Genomic DNA, 14968 nt, shown 5'->3' with positions numbered 1-14968 from the left:
ACGGACTGGTGTTCTAGAGCGAGCTGCGCTCTGGGTTGGCGGATCGCGCGTGGCGCGGTGTCGCCGGGGTCATCGGATGAAGTAGATCGTGACGAACAGTCCGATCCAGACGATGTCGACGAAGTGCCAGTAGTAGGAGACAACGATTGCGGCGGTTGCCTGCGCCGGGGTGAACTTCGAGAGCTTGGTGCGGATGAGGAGGTAGACGAACGCGATCAGTCCGCCGATGACGTGCATGCCGTGGAAGCCGGTCGTCATGTAGAAGACGGAACCGTATGCACTCGACGACAGCGTCGTGCCCTCGTGCACCAGGTGGTAGTACTCGTACGCCTGGCCGCACACGAAGAACGTGCCCATGGCCAAGGTGAGTACGTACCAGCGGCGGAGGCCGAAGACGTCACCTCGTTCGGCGGCGAACACACCCATCTGGCACGTGACCGACGAGAGAATCAGCACCGTCGTCACCGGTATGGCGAGGGCGAGATTCAGCTCGGTCGGCTCTGGTGGCCAGCCGATGGCGGAGTTGGCTCGGGCGACGAAGTACATCGCGAAGAGGCCAGCGAAGAACATGAGCTCACTGGACAGCCACACAATCGTGCCGACGCTGACCATGTTGGGCCGGTTCAGCGAGTGCACGCGCGAGGTGATGGCTGTTCCTGAGGTACCTACAGCGCTTGTCACAAGTGAAGTATGACGGTTCGTAGTAAGCGGTGGCCACCCGGGTCGGATATTGGGGGCAGGTTTTTGTCCCGCTGCAGGTCGGGGGGCCGGGGATCGCGTCTCCGGCGTGTTCGGCGGCGTGTCCGGCGGCTTGTCTGGGGCGTTGGCACGGTAGCTACGGTGAGTTCATGTCGAGTTCGGATTCCTCCGGTCCCCGCGACCTCAACGGGCGGGTCGTCGCCCGGGGTCGCCTGGCGCGCCTGCGATCCCGGCTCCGGAGCGGTGGCGGCACCGCTCCCCTCGGTCTACTGGACGAGGTGGTTGTCGTCGCCGGTTCGGACGACGATGCGATCGCGAGTTCGGTCGCCCTCGACGAGTCGTCCTGGCGCGGGGAGGAGGAGGTGATCCTCCGTCACGATCTCGAGTTGCCGGCAGATCGCGTGAGCGATGCCGCGGCGGTGGCGGCACTCGACGGATATGAGGTGGTCGGCGACGACCGCTGGGGGCCGCGGCCCGAGGCCGGCGACGACCGGCTCGAGGTGCTCGTCCTCGCACGTGTCCAGTTGCTCGACGCCATGCATCTGTCCCAGGAACGGTCCCGCATGGCCAGTCTGGGTTCCCGTCACGGCGGAATCGCACGACGGTGGTCTGTACTGCAGCGTCCGGCCGGCGGGGCGGGGCACTAGGCTCTCTGCCTGTGAGTACCGCAAAGTCTGCCTTCAGCTGGCCGCAGATCCTCGGCAAGATCACCGATCGCATCGACCTCACCGCCGAAGAGGCCGCCTGGGCGATGAACGAGATCATGACCGACAGTGCCAGCGGCGCACAGATCGCCGCCTTCGGTGTCGGCGTGAAGATGAAGGGCGCGGCTCCCGGCGAGCTCATCGGCCTGGCGCAGGCGATGCTCGACCATGCGACGCTCGTCGAGGTGAGTCGTCCGGCGGTCGACGTGGTCGGTACGGGCGGCGACCGGTCGCACACCGTGAACATCTCCACGATGACGTCGATCGTCATCGCGGCCGCCGGGGTGGCGGTCGTGAAGCACGGGAACCGGGCGGCGTCGTCGAAGAGCGGCGGTGCCGACGTGCTGGAGGCGCTCGGCGTGGACATCACCCTGTCCGCCGACGCGGTCGCGCGCTGTGTGGACGAACTCGGTATCGGGTTCTGCTTCGCGCCGGTGTTCCACCCGGCCTTCCGTTTCACCGGTCCGCCGCGCAAGGAGATCGGCATCCCGACCGTGTTCAACGTGCTCGGGCCGCTGACGAACCCGGCACGTCCCACCGCGGGCCTCATCGGGTGCGCCTTCGCCGACCTTGCACCGGTTCTCGCCGGCGCTTTTGCCGACCGCGGTGGATCGGCACTGGTGGTGCGCGGCGACGACGGCCTCGACGAACTCACCACGACCACCACCTCGACGGTGTGGCAGGTCGTCGGCGGCAGCGTCACCCAGCTCGGCGTCGACCCGGCCGATCTCGGCATCCCGCGCGTCGAGCTGTCCGCGCTGCAGGGCGGCGATGCGGTCGCCAACGCCGCGATCGCGCGGGAATTGTTCGCGGGCACAACCGGTCCCGTACGTGACGCGGTGCTGCTGAACTCGGCCGGCGCGATCGTGGCGTTCGAACAGCGGGCGCCGATGACCTCCGCCGAACTCACCGAGGCGCTCGGTGCCGCGAAGGACCGTGCGGCCGACGCCATCGACTCCGGGGCGGCGGCGTCCCTGCTCTACCGCTGGGCCTCGCTCAGCACCCGGTTGGGGTCGGCCGCGCGAAACTAGTTCTCGCCGATGGAGAAACCACCCTCGACGTCCGAGCTCGAGTAGCTGCGGAACGCGATGTGGGTGGCACTCTTGAGCACCGCGGGCAGCCGGTTGATCTCTCCGGTCACCACTGTCGCGATCTGCTCGTGGTCGCGGACGCGGATCTTCGCGATGAGGTCGACGTCACCCGCGCAGGAGTACACCTCTTCGACGCCGGCGATGTCGGCCACGGACTGAGCGGTCTCCGGGATCTGGTGGATGTCGGCCTGGATGAGGACGATGGCAGTGATCATGGCGCAAGCCTAGTGGCCGCGAGCCGGTGGACCGGCGAGCGCTGTGCGGGCCGTGGTGTCCGGTGCACCACCGAGTGGGCGTCCGAGCGTGCCTCTCGCGCCGACTGCGACCAGGCGCGCCGGCGCTCGGCGCATCCGGCCGGCAGCGCCACCGGATCGGTCGTGGACACGATCCGGGCCCCCGGCTCGGTCATCCACCGGTAGATCAGCGCCACTTCTTCCGCGGGTGCCCCGCGTAGGGGACCTGTTCCGGCGATGACCGTCTCGGCTGCGGCGACGAGCGCGTCGACCACCGGCATGGGGGAGACGCCCCGACGCGCACGTCCCGCCGCCGCGAGGCGTCCGTGGCGGACGACGGCGAAATGCCAGCCGCGGTCGTCGTCGGGACGGGCGACGACGATCTCGGCGATCGCACACAGCGCGGCCAGCCGCTGACAACGCGCCAGGGCGTCGATGGTGAGGGCGAGCCGGTCTCGGTGGCGGGCGGCGGTCTCGAACATCTGCGCCTCGGAGAGATCCGCGAGGCGCGCGGTGAGGTCGTCGAGGAGGTCGTCGGCCTCCCCACGCATCAGCCGGCGGGCCGCGGTCACGCGCGGCAGATAGTCCGGGACGGTCTGGGGCGCTGCGGCGGCGGCATGACATCCGCCGGGCTGCCGGACGCCGTCGGACGTCGGGCACCAGTGGTAGCCGGTGGCCCCGAGACGTTTGGTGCACGTGCGCAGTCCGGCGGCTGCGGCGATCACGTCGGCAACCGTCGACGCGTTGTTGCGGTTGCCCACCGGACCGATGGATTCGTCGGTGGGGGTGCGGCTGACCTTGAGACGCGGGAAACGTTCCTCCGTCAGGGTCACCCACCATCCCTTGTGGGGCTGTGTCGAACGTCGGTTGTAGGCGGGCGCGTGCGCCGCCAGCAGTCGCAACTCGCGGACGGCCGCCTCCAGGGCGTGGGAACACTCGACGACGTCGACGCGCTCGGCGAGCAGGACCATCTCGGTGATGCGTCGCCGGGGATCGCTGCCGGAGAAATAGGAACGGACCCGGCGTCGTAGATCCACCGCGGTGCCGACATAGAGGACCTCGTTCGAGGGCCCGCGGAAGAGGTAGACGCCGGGCCGGGCCGGTACCCGGTCGGCGAGGTGACGTTTGCCGCGCAGACGGGGATCGGTGCGCGGCAGGTAGGAGGTGAGTTCCCCGACCGTCGCGATGCCCTGGTTCCCGACGCGCTCGAGCAGACGGTGGAAGACCTCGACGGTGGCGCGGGCGTCGTCCAGCGCCCGGTGGGTGGGACGGACCGAGACGTCGAACAGATCGGCGAGGGCGCTCAGCTTGACCGTCGGGGCCTCGTCGCGCGACAGGATGCGCCGGGCCATGGTCACCGTGCACAGACTCAGGCTGAACGGCCAGTCGAGGTGGAGCCGGAGTGCGTTCTGCCGGAGGAACCCCATGTCGAAGCGAGCGTTGTGCGCGACCAGGATCGCCCCGCGGGCGAACTCGAGGAACGCAGGTAGTACCGACTCGATACGGGGCGCGTCGGTGACCATCGCGGTCGTGATCCCGGTGAGGGTGACGATCTGGGGCGGGATGGGGCGACCGGGATCGACGAGGGTGGCGAACTCGCCGATCACCTCGCCGCCCCGGATCTTCACGGCGCCGATCTCGGTGATGCGGTCGCCCGCGGGATCGGACCCGGTGGTCTCGAGGTCGACGACGACGAGGGTGGTGTCGAAGAGTGCCCGGTCGCTGAACTCGTTCGATGTCGCGTCGCCACCGGTGGCCTGATCGGCGGCTTCGAGGTCGGCGAAGGTCAGTTGGCCCGAGGTCGTCTGTCCCGCGGCTGCACCGCCACCATCCATGCGCGTCACGGGCCGAACATTAGTTCGACGCACCGACAGGCCGGATGTGACACCCCGATCGATCGTTCTGTTTTCGGCGGCGGTCGGCGCGGGGACGTTCGCCGATGTCGCCTGTTACCCCTGTGACGCATGTGTCGAACACTGTGCGAACGAGTTTGTCGGTGGTGCCCCCTAGTCTCCACCTCGAAGTGAGAGATCGTCGCCGGCGGCGGCGAACCACACCCCCATGAACCGCCCGATTCGGAGGTCAAACGCCTCCGGCGCCAAGATGAGATGGAGATCACACCATGCACGTTGACTGCGCGACCTGCCCGGCCCGCCCCGTCGCCTGTGACGGGTGCATGATGACGGTGCTTTTCGGCGGCCCGAACTGGGACGATGGGCCCGCTGAAGGTGGAGTTACGGTAACGGCGCAGGCCCTCGACGACGATGCTGAACTGGACCTCGCGATCGATGTGTTCCAGTCCGCTGCAATGGTCACCAGCGGTGCTGCACGATCTGCAAGAACCTCGAAAACTGCACGTCATCGGGCATTTCGAGTCGTCGCCGGGACTGATCTCCGCGCGGGCTGAAAGTCGGGTGCGATCTGCGTGTCCGTTGCGTAGTGGACACAGGGCCGTCGATTTCGTAACCTTTCTGAGACCTTTGCGGAGCGTCCCGCTTCAACAGAAGTGGTCCGCACAAGTCGCCGCTCAATCGCCCTTGCGGGCGAACCGGGGAACCACACACTTCGGGCAGTGCGGCCAGTCGATGTCAGTCCTGACATGACCTGGTGAGACTGTCCCGAATCGGGGTGAATCGCGTCAACGCGCAAGCGTGTCCTCTCGGGATACGGCTGTGCCGAAAACGCGTAGGGCCACTCTTCCGGCCCGAACCCGACAGCTAACTCGGTCGGCGGTACAGGGAGAAACTGAAGGAGAACTCGCTTCGTGGCCAAACATCGTTTGGAACAGCCCAATCGTGGGAGCAAGGTAGCCAAGAAAGCGGTGATCGCTGGATCGATCACGCTCGGTTCGCTCGCTGCTGCGGCCGGCCCTGCTCTCGCGGCCCCGGTCCACACCCCGCTCGGAACCTTCGAGATCCCGGCTCTGCCCGGCGAGCAGAAGGCTCCCGAGGCTGCGCCCGCGCCCAAGCCCGTCGCGAAGTCGCCGGCCGCAACGGTCGAGATCCCGAACGTCGGCCAGTTCACCATCCCGGGCATCGGCCAGAACCAGATCCCGGACCAGTTCCGTCCGCACGGTGGCGCCCCGCTCGGGCAGCCCCAGCTGACCGCGGGCGAGAAGGCCGTCAAGGCCGCGGAGAGCAAGATCGGCTCGCCCTACTCCTACGGCTCGGCCGGCCCGAACGCCTTCGACTGCTCGGGTCTCGTCTACTGGTCCTACAAGCAGGCTGGCAAGACCATCCCGCGTGACAGCTACGGCCAGCTCGGTGGCGGTCGCCCGGTCTCGTACAACGAGGCCAAGCCCGGCGACGTGATGATCTTCAACGGTGGCGGCCATGCCGGCATCTACGCCGGTAACGGACAGTTCGTCCATTCCTCGACCTACGGCACCCCGGTCAAGCGTGACGCGGTCAAGGAGTGGCAGCTCACCGGTATCCGCCGCTACTGACATCAACTGAACAAGAGCATCAGGGAAAGGGCGGGTCGCGGTTTGGTGCGATCCGCCCGATCCGGTCCTTGGGGCCATCGGGGGAACCTACGGTGGTCCGCGGACGGTAACGAAGCGGTAAGGAAGTGACTGGCACCGTGCTTTCCGGGGAGGGGCGAGTGAACGCGACTCGTATCCGTGCACGATCGGGCCCGATGATGCTCGTCATGTGTCTGCTGGCGGCCATCGTGACCGTCGTCCCACTGACGACCGGCGGAACCGGGCAGGCGCGGGCCGTGCCCGCGCGATCAGCCGATCAGCTTCTCGATCGGTACAAGCAGCTCGGCACCGAGGCCGAGAAGACCACCGAGGCGATGCACAACGCCAAGATCGAGTACGACAAGCAGCGCTCGATCGTCGTGCAGGCCAAGAAGGCCGCGGCCGACGCCCAGCGCAAGCTCGACATCAGCCGTGAGCAGCTCGCGGCTTACCAGGCCAGGGTCGACGCCATCGTGCGCGCCAGCTACCAGGGAGCCCGCGTCAGCGGCCTCTATGCGGTGATGGTCAGTGACTCGCCGCAGGCCCTCCTCGACCAGATGTCGGGGCTCGACATGATCTCGCGGCAGGCCGCGTCGGACCTGACCGCCGTCAAGAAGGTCCGCGCCCAGACCGCGGCCGCCAAGAAGGACGCCGACCAGACCGCGCTCGCCGCGTCGGAGGCGGTCTCGCGCGCCGAACGCGTCCGCGGAGACCTCCAGACCAAGCAGGCCGACCTGCAGATGCAGGCGATCCAGATCCGCACGATCTACCAGTCGATGACCGGCAAGCAGCTCGCCGCGCTGCGCGGCCCGACCTTCGACTTCGACCCGCGGATCGTCCCGAGGGGCACCGCCGCCGCGCTCGTCGCCGTTCAGGCAGCGTTGACGCGAATCGGCGATCCCTATGTGTGGGGTGCCACCGGTCCGAGTTCCTTCGACTGCTCTGGTCTGATGGTGTGGGCCTACAAGCAGGCCGGCAAGACCCTCCCGCGGTCGAGTGAGGCGCAGATGGCCGGCGGACAGCCGGTGTCCCGCGAGGACCTCAAGCCCGGCGACCTGGTCATCTACTACCCGGACGCCCACCACGTGGGGATGTACGTCGGCGACGGATACGTCATCCACGCCTCGACCTTCGGTGTCCCGGTCAAGGTCGTCCCGCTCGACGAGGCCGGTCCCTTCAACTCCGGCCGTCGGTTCTAGACTCCTCTGGTGGTCTCACTCCGCGGGCGTTGGCGCCCGACGCTCGCCTCCGCGGTGGTGCTGCTGATCGGTGTGACCACCGGATGTGGGGGTCCGGGTCCGTCCTCGAACGTCGCATCGGTCTCCACCGGGTCCACCACGACGTCGACGACCCCGGCGAATGTGTATGAGCAGCAGCGTGCCGAGGGTGTGACGCGCCTGCTCGACGACCTCACCACCGCCGTGTCCGCGGGGGACCTGCGGGCGATCGGCCGCCTCGTGGACGACACGGCGATCCCGGCCTTCGAGAATCGATGGGTGACCGCCGCGGAGAACTTCCGTCCCCGGCCGTTCTCCGGCGACGAGTCCGACGGTCGATTGCAGTTCGCCCGTTTCCGCTATCAGCTCGCACCCACCGAGGAAGCCGAGACGCTGGTGCCCGCCGATGTCCAGGGGCTTCTCGACGTGAAGGGGAGTTCCGACTCCTGGGTCGCGCCGGTGGAACTGCGATACGCCCTCGGAGGCGAGCGTGCGCCCGGGGTCGACGAACCCGAGGTGGTGGTGACCAACCAGTTCGTGGTCGCCAGGTACGGCGACGAGTGGAAGCTCGTCGGCGACGCCGAGGCGCTCGGCGGCGAACCGTCCCCGACCCAGCTGTGGGAGCTCCCCGGACTCTCGGTCTCCGATGTGGAGACCGCGGGTGGGACGTCGGTGATCGCCTGGTACCTGCGCACCAACCCGGCGCTGGCGAACCTGCGCCGGCTGCTGCCCGATGCCGTCGACGCGGTGACCGCCTTCTGGGGCAACTCCTGGGATCGACGCGCAGTGCTCGTCGCGACCTCGACACCGAAGGAGTTCGACGAGCTCGTGGCGCCGGGACGCGGGGTGACCGGCACCGCAGCCGCCGCGACCGTGTACAGCCGAGTGGACTTCCCCCGGCGCACCGCCTCCGGCCAGCGCATCGTCTTCACCCCAGCCGCCGACGACCTGGCCGCGCCGACGCTCGCCGTCGTGCTGCGCCACGAACTCACCCACGTCGCGGCCCGGGCCCAGACCGCCCTCGACGCCCCTCTCTGGATCACCGAGGGCGTGGCCGAGTACGTCGGCCGCAAGGGCACCTACACCCGACTCCCCGACGCCGCACCCGACCTGACCCAGGCGGTCCGTGCGGGCAACACCCCCACTGCGTTGCCCGACGACGCTGCCTTCGCCGTGGACGGGCAGAACTCCCAGATCGCCTATCAGAGTGCGTGGTCGATGGCTGCCTATGTCGCCGACCGGTACGACGAGGCGCGTCTGAAGCGGCTCTACCTCGGGGTCGCGGCAACCTCCGACCCGGCTCGCCAGGACGCCGCCATCCGGGCCGCGCTCGGCGTCGGTCGTGATGAACTGGTGGCCGGGTGGGGTCGATGGCTCGAGGGACAGGTCCGCTGATGTCACGAACCCTGTTGATCACGAATGACTTTCCGCCGCGGCCGGGCGGGATCCAGTCCTATCTGCAGAATCTGGTAGATCTGCTACCGCCGGAGGACATCGTCGTCTACGCGCCGCGCTGGCGCGGCCGGTCGCACATCGACTTCGACGCGGCAGCGCCGTACCGGGTGTACCGCCATCGCACGACGCTGATGCTGCCGACGCCGTTCGTCGCCCGACGTGCTGCGGAGATCGTTCGGCGCGAAGAGATCTCGACGGTCTGGTTCGGGGCGGCCGCACCGCTGGCCGTCCTGGCGCCCGCGATGAGGCGTGCCGGTGCCCAGCGCGTGCTCGCCAGTACGCACGGCCATGAGGTCGGCTGGTCGATGCTCCCGGTGGCACGTCAGGTACTCGGACACATCGGTCGCCACACCGACGTGATCACCTTCGTCAGCCGGTACACGCGCGGCCGATTCGCCTCCGCCTTCGGTCCGCATGCCGCACTCGAATACCTGCCGCCTGGTGTCGATGTCGACCGGTTCGCGCCCGATCCGATTCTGCGGCAGAAGTTCCGCGACCGTCACGACCTGGGGGACCGGCCGACCATCCTGTGTCTGTCGCGACTGGTGCCGCGTAAGGGGCAGGACGTGCTCATCCGGGCGCTGCCGCTGATCCGTCGCCGGATGCCCGATGCCGTACTGGTGGTCGTCGGCGGCGGCCCGTATGCGGAGAAGCTGCACGCACTCGCTGCCGAGGCGGATGTCACCGATCACGTGATCTTCACCGGATCGGTTCCGGCCGAAGAACTCTCGGCATATCACAACATCGCCGACGTCTTCGCGATGCCGTCCCGCACCCGCGGGGGCGGACTCGACGTCGAAGGGCTCGGAATCGTCTATCTCGAGGCCTCGGCGACCGGCGTGCCGGTGGTCGCCGGGCTCTCGGGTGGTGCGCCGGAGACCGTGGTGGAGGGGGTGACGGGGACGACGGTCGACGGCACCGACGTCGACGCCGTCGCCCTGGCGATCCTGGCGATCCTCGGCGACCGGGCGGCGGCGGCCGATATGGGCGCTGCCGGAAGGCGTTTCGTGATGGAGAACTGGCAGTGGAGTCAGATGGCGGCCCGGCTGCGCCAATTGCTCTGAGTCGTCCCTACGCCCCGGTCGAGACTCGAACCACGATCTTTCCTCGCACATGACCGGACTGGCTGCGCTCGTGAGCGCCGGCAGCGTCGGCCAGGTCGAAGACCTCGGCGATCTCCGGCTTGAGGTCGCCCGCGTCGGCGAGCCGGGCGAGCTCGGCGAGGTCCGCGGAGTCGGGACGCACCCACGCGTACTGGCCCCCGAACTCATCTCGCGCCCGTGCGTCGATGATGGAGGCGACGGTGCCGCCGTCGCGCAATACGTCTGGCACCGAATCGAGTGCCTCTCCACCGACATAGTCGAGGACGACGTCGACACCGGCGGGCTCGAGCGCACGTACCCGGTCTGCCAGACCATCCCCGTAGGTGGTGGGCTCGGCGCCGAGGGTTCGGAGGTAGTCGTGATTGGACTCCGAGGCGGTGCCGATCACCCGTGCGCCCAGAGATCGCGCGATCTGAACCGCGAACGACCCGACGCCGCCCGCGGCGGCATGGACCAGCACAGTGTGACCCGACTGCACGCCCGCCCGTCGAATCGTCTGGTACGCCGTCAGTCCGGCGAGCGGTACGGCCGCAGCCTCCTCGAACGACAAGCTGGACGGCTTGTGCGCGAGTGTGCGGACCGGTGCGGCGACCAGATCGGCGAACGTGCCGCCGGCGACCTCCCCGCCGACGACGTCCTTCCGGACGTAACCGAACACCTCGTCGCCCACCCGGAACTCCGGCGTGTCCAGGCCGACCTGCTCGACCACGCCCGCGACATCCCAACCCGGGATCACCGGGAACACGGTGTCCATGATCTCGGCGAGGTGTCCCTCGCGGACCTTCCAGTCCACGGGGTTGACACTCGAGGCGCGCACTCGGATCAGTACGGAGTCCGGACCGACCTTGGGCGTGGGGAGATCGGTGACCTCCAGGACATCAGGGCCGCCGAAGCGGCTGTAGGTGATTGCACGCATGGTGGCACCAACGGGTGCTCGGGCGGATTGATTCCTGATCCGGCGAACGGATCAGTTCTGGAAGATCACTTCTGGAGGATCACTTCTGGTAGATCGCCTCGATGTCGTCGGAGAACTTCTCCACGACCACGTTGCGCTTGACCTTGAGGGTCGGGGTCATCTCGCCGGTCTCCTCGGTGAAGTCCGACGGCAGGATGCGGAACTTCTTGATCGCCTCCGCGCTAGACACCGTCTTGTTGGCGGCGTCGATGGCCGACTGGATCTCGGCCCGCAGGTCGGCGTCGTCGGAGAGATCGGCGACCGAGGCCGACTCCGGCTTGTTGTTGCGTTCTTTCCAGGCGGGGAACGCTTCGGAGTCGATCGTGATCAGCACGCCGATGAACGGCTTCGCGTCGCCGACGACCATCGCCTGGGAGATCAGGGCGTTGGCGCGGATGACGTCCTCGAGTCCGGCGGGGGAGACGTTCTTGCCGCCCGCGGTCACGATGAGTTCCTTCTTGCGGCCGGTGATCGTGATGAAGCCGTCGGCGTCGACGGTGCCGAGGTCGCCGGTGTGGAACCAGCCGTCGACGATCGCGGTGGCCGTCGCCTCCGGGTTCTGCCAGTACTCCTTGAACACGACGCCGCCCTTGAGCAGGATCTCGCCGTCCTCGCCGAGGCGAACGGCGTTGCCCGACAAGGGCTTGCCGACGGTGCCGATCTTCCAGGCGGAGGGGGTGTTCACACTGAACGCGGCGGTCGACTCGGTCAGGCCGTAACCCTCGAACACCGGGATGCCGACGCCGGAGAAGAAGTGGCCCAGGCGTGCACCGAGGGGGCCGCCACCGGAGATCGCCATCCCGCACTCGCCGCCGAGGGCGTCGCGGAGCTTCTTGTAGACGAGCGCGTCGAACAGGGCGTGCTTGAGCTTGAGGAGCAGCCCGATCTGACCCTTCTCACGCGCCTCGGAGTAGGCGATGGCGGTCTCGGCCGCGGCGTCGAAGATCTTGCCCTTGCCGCCGTCGTGGGCCTTCTGGCGCGCGGAGTTGTAGACCTTCTCGAACACGCGCGGCACCGAGAGGATGAGCGACGGCTTGAAGACCGCGAACTCGTCGACGAGGGTCTTGATGTCACTGGTGTGCCCGACCTCGGCGCCGGCCTCGATCGCGACCAGGGTGATGGCGCGGGCCAGGACGTGTGCGAGCGGCAGGAACATCAGGAGACGCTTCTCGTCGCGCGCGATGAGGTCGTCGAGGATGTCGCCGGCGAGGACCGCGCGCACCTCGGAGAGCATGTTCGAATGGGTCAGCTCGCACCCCTTCGGTCGCCCGGTGGTGCCCGAGGTGTAGATGAGGGTCGCCGGGTCGGCGGCACCGACGGTCGCGCGGCGCTTGGCGACCTCGTCGTCGTGGACATCGGCGCCGGCGGACACGAGTTCGTCGACGGCACCCGGTCCGTCGGCGCGATCGATCTGGAACACCTTGACCGATTCGGTCAGCGAGTCGATGGACTCGAAGGCGGCACGATGGCCGTCGTCTTCGAGGACGATCGCGACGGCGCCGGAATCGCGCATGATCCACTCGATCTGGCTGGCCGACGACGAGTCGTAAATCGGCACGGTGATCGCGCCGGCCGACCAGATCGCGAAGTCGAAGAGGTTCCACTCGAGGCGGGTGCGCGAGAGAAGTGCGACGCGGTCGCCCGGGTTCACGCCGGAGGCGATCAGGCCCTTGGCGATCGACGAGATGCGTGCTGCGGCATCAGCGGCCGTGATCGGCGCCCAGGTATCGCCCTGTTTGTGGCGGAACACGACGTGCTGAGGTGATCGCTGTGCCAGATCGAAGATGATGTTCGTGCAGTTCTCGTCGTCGGCGATCGAGAATTTCGCAGGCACGCTGTACTCACTCATCGTGGTTACCCTCCAGTAGATGCCGTTGTGCAGATCGTAACTCTGTTGGGAACCGGGACGTTCACGGCACCGCCCGTCGGGTGCACTACCCTGCGCCGACACGAGTATGTGAAGCTAGTGGGCGTGACGAGCATCCAGGTGGCCGACGAGGTCTTCGTCGCCGCGGCACCCCGCCTGGCCGCTGCCGTGATCGGCGACCCCGCGAACTGGCGGCGATGGTGGCCCGACCTGCGTCTGGCGGTCACCGAAGACCGTGCCGAGCAGGGGGTCCGGTGGCGTGTCGACGGACCGGTGGCCGGAACGATGGAGATCTGGAACGAAGCCATTCTCGACGGCTTCGTACTGCACTACTTCCTCCATGCGGAACCGACGCAGCCGCTGGGCGGCGAGCGGGGAGACGATCCGCGCGCACGCGCCGACGCGCTGGCGGAGGAGAACAAACGTCGTCGTGTGGCGGGCAAGGACATGTCCTTCGAGGTGAAGAAGCTCCTCGAGGCCGGCCGGCACGTGGGCGGTCCGGCCGCCGGTGCCGAGACCGCCGAGGCCGTGTGATGGCCGATCACACCGAACGCGACATCGTCATCGGCGCGGACGCCGAGGACATCCTGGCCGTGATCTCCGATTTCGAGCACTACCCGGACTGGGTCGCCGCGGCGCGTGAGGTCGAGGTGCTGCGCGCCGACGCCGCCGGGCGCGCACTCGAGGTGCGGTTCGTGCTCGACGCCGGTGTCCTGCAGGACACGTATGTGCTTGCCTACGAGTGGGATCCGGACGGGACGTCGGTGTCGTGGCGGCTGGTCTCCAGTGATCTGCAGAAGGACCAGCGGGGCCGCTACATCCTGACCCAGCAGGTTCCCGGCTCGACCAAGGTCACCTATGAGCTGATGGTCGACCTGCAGGTGCCGATGATCGGACAGCTGAAACGTCGTGCGGAGAAGGCGATCACCGATTCCGCGCTGCACGAGCTCAAGAAGAGGGTCGAAGGCTGATCGATCTCACACCCATTCATGTGGTGCTCGGTCCCGGAGGCTCCGGTGTCTCCGCTGTCGCCGCCGCGGCGGCGTCCCAACGGCCCAGCACGCCCAGGGATTCGCGTCGTGCCGTCACCCGACCGGAGCAGCACACACTGCTCATCACGGTCGACCGTTGGTCGCCGGTGCACGACTGGGCTCGCGTCTACCGGCAACCCGGTGAGCCGGTGGCGGTCTCGAAGTTCCTGCACCTGCTGACACTCGACCGGCTCGATCTCACCGAACGCACGTGGTCGGCCTTCGTCGACGTCCTCGAGCACACGGTCGGACGCAGCAAGGCCGTCATGCCGGGGGTGGGGACCCTCGCCGGCATCGACGCCGCGGAGCTGACCTCGTTGCCGGGTATCGACGACTTCCTGTTGCTCCGGCGCATCCGCGACGAGGCGACGAGTGGTCGGTGGCAACGGATCGTCGTCGACTGCTCGGGGTGTGGCGACCCCTTGCAGTTCCTGCGTGGGGGAGCGGTGCTGAGTCAGGCCCTCAACCGGTTCTGGCCGCGGCACCGGCGGCTCGCGATGGCGGCCGAACGGCCGGTGATGGCACAGTTGACCGCCGCGGTCGACGCCATCGACCGCGACTGCGCGGACGTCGCCGAGTTGTTCGCCGACGCGCATGCGGTGGCCGTCCACCTGGTTCTCGGCGCGGAGGATCGGGCACGCCGCCTCGCTGAGCACTATGTCGCGGGGGCGGACGTCATGGGACTACCGCTCACCTCGGTTCAGGTGAACCGCGGTGTGGGCGCGGAGTCGCCGGAAGACCTCGCCGCGCACGTCGAGGGGCTTCTCGCCGGACGCGGCGATGTGCGGGTCGCACTGGTGGACCGGTCCACGGAGACGATCGACCGGATGGCGCGGCTGCGCAAACTCGCGGTCCGGTTGCCCGATCCACACGGTATCCCGCGCGGATCGGCTGCTGCGGTCGTCGAGACCGCCTCCGAGGAGCCGGTCTCCTTCCGGCTGTCGTGGTCACAGCGCCTGCCCGAACCCGATTCGCTGGCCCTCGGCCGCAGCGGCGACGACCTGCTCGTGACCGTCTCCGGGTTCCGTCACCCGGTGCGTCTGCCGTCGGTGTTGCGCCGGTGCACGGTGGTCGACGCGGCCTGGGACGACGGCCGGCTGACCGTCTGTTTCGTCCCCGACCCCGCCGTCTGGCCGCGCCGCTAGTCGAC

At 68.3% G+C, this 14968-nt stretch carries 14 protein-coding genes and 1 riboswitch; of the genes, 9 read left to right on the top strand and 5 right to left on the bottom strand.

All coding sequences use genetic code 11. The annotated features are described in order from the left end of the window. Nucleotides 1–69: 69 nt before the first annotated feature. Complete coding sequence (locus GAA2_RS15190; RefSeq protein ID WP_024500410.1) at nt 70–681, bottom strand: heme-copper oxidase subunit III; 612 nt, start codon at nt 679–681, stop codon at nt 70–72. A gap of 167 nt (nt 682–848) precedes the next feature. Between GAA2_RS15190 and GAA2_RS15185 the strand changes: the two genes are divergently transcribed. After that, nucleotides 849–1346, top strand: a complete 498-nt coding sequence (locus GAA2_RS15185; protein WP_024500409.1) for a hypothetical protein — start codon at nt 849–851, stop codon at nt 1344–1346. Between the two features lie 11 nt (nt 1347–1357). After that, a complete protein-coding gene (gene trpD, locus GAA2_RS15180; RefSeq protein ID WP_191834438.1) occupies nt 1358–2434 on the top strand; it encodes an anthranilate phosphoribosyltransferase in 1077 nt (358 codons plus the stop codon). Here trpD and GAA2_RS15175 read toward each other — a convergent pair. Continuing rightward, nucleotides 2431–2709 (bottom strand): Lrp/AsnC family transcriptional regulator, encoded by a 279-nt coding sequence (locus GAA2_RS15175; RefSeq protein WP_191834437.1) that lies wholly within the window; start codon nt 2707–2709, stop codon nt 2431–2433. The genes trpD and GAA2_RS15175 overlap by 4 nt on opposite strands. Further along, on the bottom strand, nt 2706–4562 hold the full coding sequence (locus tag GAA2_RS15170; RefSeq protein WP_191835014.1) for a DEDD exonuclease domain-containing protein: 1857 nt from the start codon (nt 4560–4562) through the stop codon (nt 2706–2708). The genes GAA2_RS15175 and GAA2_RS15170 overlap by 4 nt, the downstream gene beginning before the upstream one ends. A 679-nt stretch (nt 4563–5241) precedes the next feature. After that, nucleotides 5242–5474, top strand: a riboswitch (cyclic di-AMP (ydaO/yuaA leader). A gap of 17 nt (nt 5475–5491) precedes the next feature. On the opposite strand from GAA2_RS15170, the gene GAA2_RS15165 reads away from it, so the two are divergent. The 4 genes from GAA2_RS15165 to GAA2_RS15150 all read left to right on the top strand — a co-directional run bounded on the left by GAA2_RS15165 (nt 5492) and on the right by GAA2_RS15150 (nt 9926). Beyond that, on the top strand, nt 5492–6172 hold the full coding sequence (locus GAA2_RS15165) for a C40 family peptidase (RefSeq protein ID WP_006434965.1): 681 nt from the start codon (nt 5492–5494) through the stop codon (nt 6170–6172). Nucleotides 6173–6369: 197 nt separating this feature from the next. Beyond that, the gene (locus tag GAA2_RS15160; RefSeq protein WP_262411034.1) at nt 6370–7389 is read left to right on the top strand and encodes a C40 family peptidase; all 1020 of its coding nucleotides are present in this window, start codon (nt 6370–6372) and stop codon (nt 7387–7389) included. A gap of 9 nt (nt 7390–7398) precedes the next feature. Next, on the top strand, nt 7399–8802 hold the full coding sequence (locus GAA2_RS15155) for a hypothetical protein (protein ID WP_191834436.1): 1404 nt from the start codon (nt 7399–7401) through the stop codon (nt 8800–8802). Further along, the gene (locus tag GAA2_RS15150; protein ID WP_024500402.1) at nt 8802–9926 is read left to right on the top strand and encodes a glycosyltransferase family 4 protein; all 1125 of its coding nucleotides are present in this window, start codon (nt 8802–8804) and stop codon (nt 9924–9926) included. The genes GAA2_RS15155 and GAA2_RS15150 overlap by 1 nt, the downstream gene beginning before the upstream one ends. 7 nt (nt 9927–9933) lie before the next feature. Here GAA2_RS15150 and GAA2_RS15145 read toward each other — a convergent pair whose 3' ends face one another. Then, a complete protein-coding gene (locus GAA2_RS15145; RefSeq protein WP_024500401.1) occupies nt 9934–10881 on the bottom strand; it encodes an NADP-dependent oxidoreductase in 948 nt (315 codons plus the stop codon). A gap of 79 nt (nt 10882–10960) precedes the next feature. Then, nucleotides 10961–12769 (bottom strand): AMP-dependent synthetase/ligase, encoded by a 1809-nt coding sequence (locus GAA2_RS15140; protein ID WP_024500400.1) that lies wholly within the window; start codon nt 12767–12769, stop codon nt 10961–10963. 108 nt (nt 12770–12877) lie between these two features. On the opposite strand from GAA2_RS15140, the gene GAA2_RS15135 reads away from it, so the two are divergent. The 3 genes from GAA2_RS15135 to GAA2_RS15125 are packed head-to-tail and all read left to right on the top strand — an operon-like array spanning nt 12878 to nt 14963. Further along, nucleotides 12878–13321 (top strand): hypothetical protein, encoded by a 444-nt coding sequence (locus GAA2_RS15135; RefSeq protein WP_024500399.1) that lies wholly within the window; start codon nt 12878–12880, stop codon nt 13319–13321. After that, nucleotides 13321–13758 (top strand): SRPBCC family protein, encoded by a 438-nt coding sequence (locus GAA2_RS15130; RefSeq protein ID WP_024500398.1) that lies wholly within the window; start codon nt 13321–13323, stop codon nt 13756–13758. Before GAA2_RS15135 ends, GAA2_RS15130 begins: the two co-directional genes overlap by 1 nt. A 20-nt stretch (nt 13759–13778) precedes the next feature. Beyond that, complete coding sequence (locus GAA2_RS15125; protein WP_024500397.1) at nt 13779–14963, top strand: ArsA-related P-loop ATPase; 1185 nt, start codon at nt 13779–13781, stop codon at nt 14961–14963. Nucleotides 14964–14968: the final 5 nt, after the last annotated feature.

The sequence above is a fragment of the Gordonia ajococcus genome (assembly GCF_012974285.1).
Classification (GTDB): Bacteria; Actinomycetota; Actinomycetes; order Mycobacteriales; family Mycobacteriaceae; genus Gordonia; species Gordonia amicalis.
This window is presented reverse-complemented; position numbering and strand designations above follow the sequence as displayed.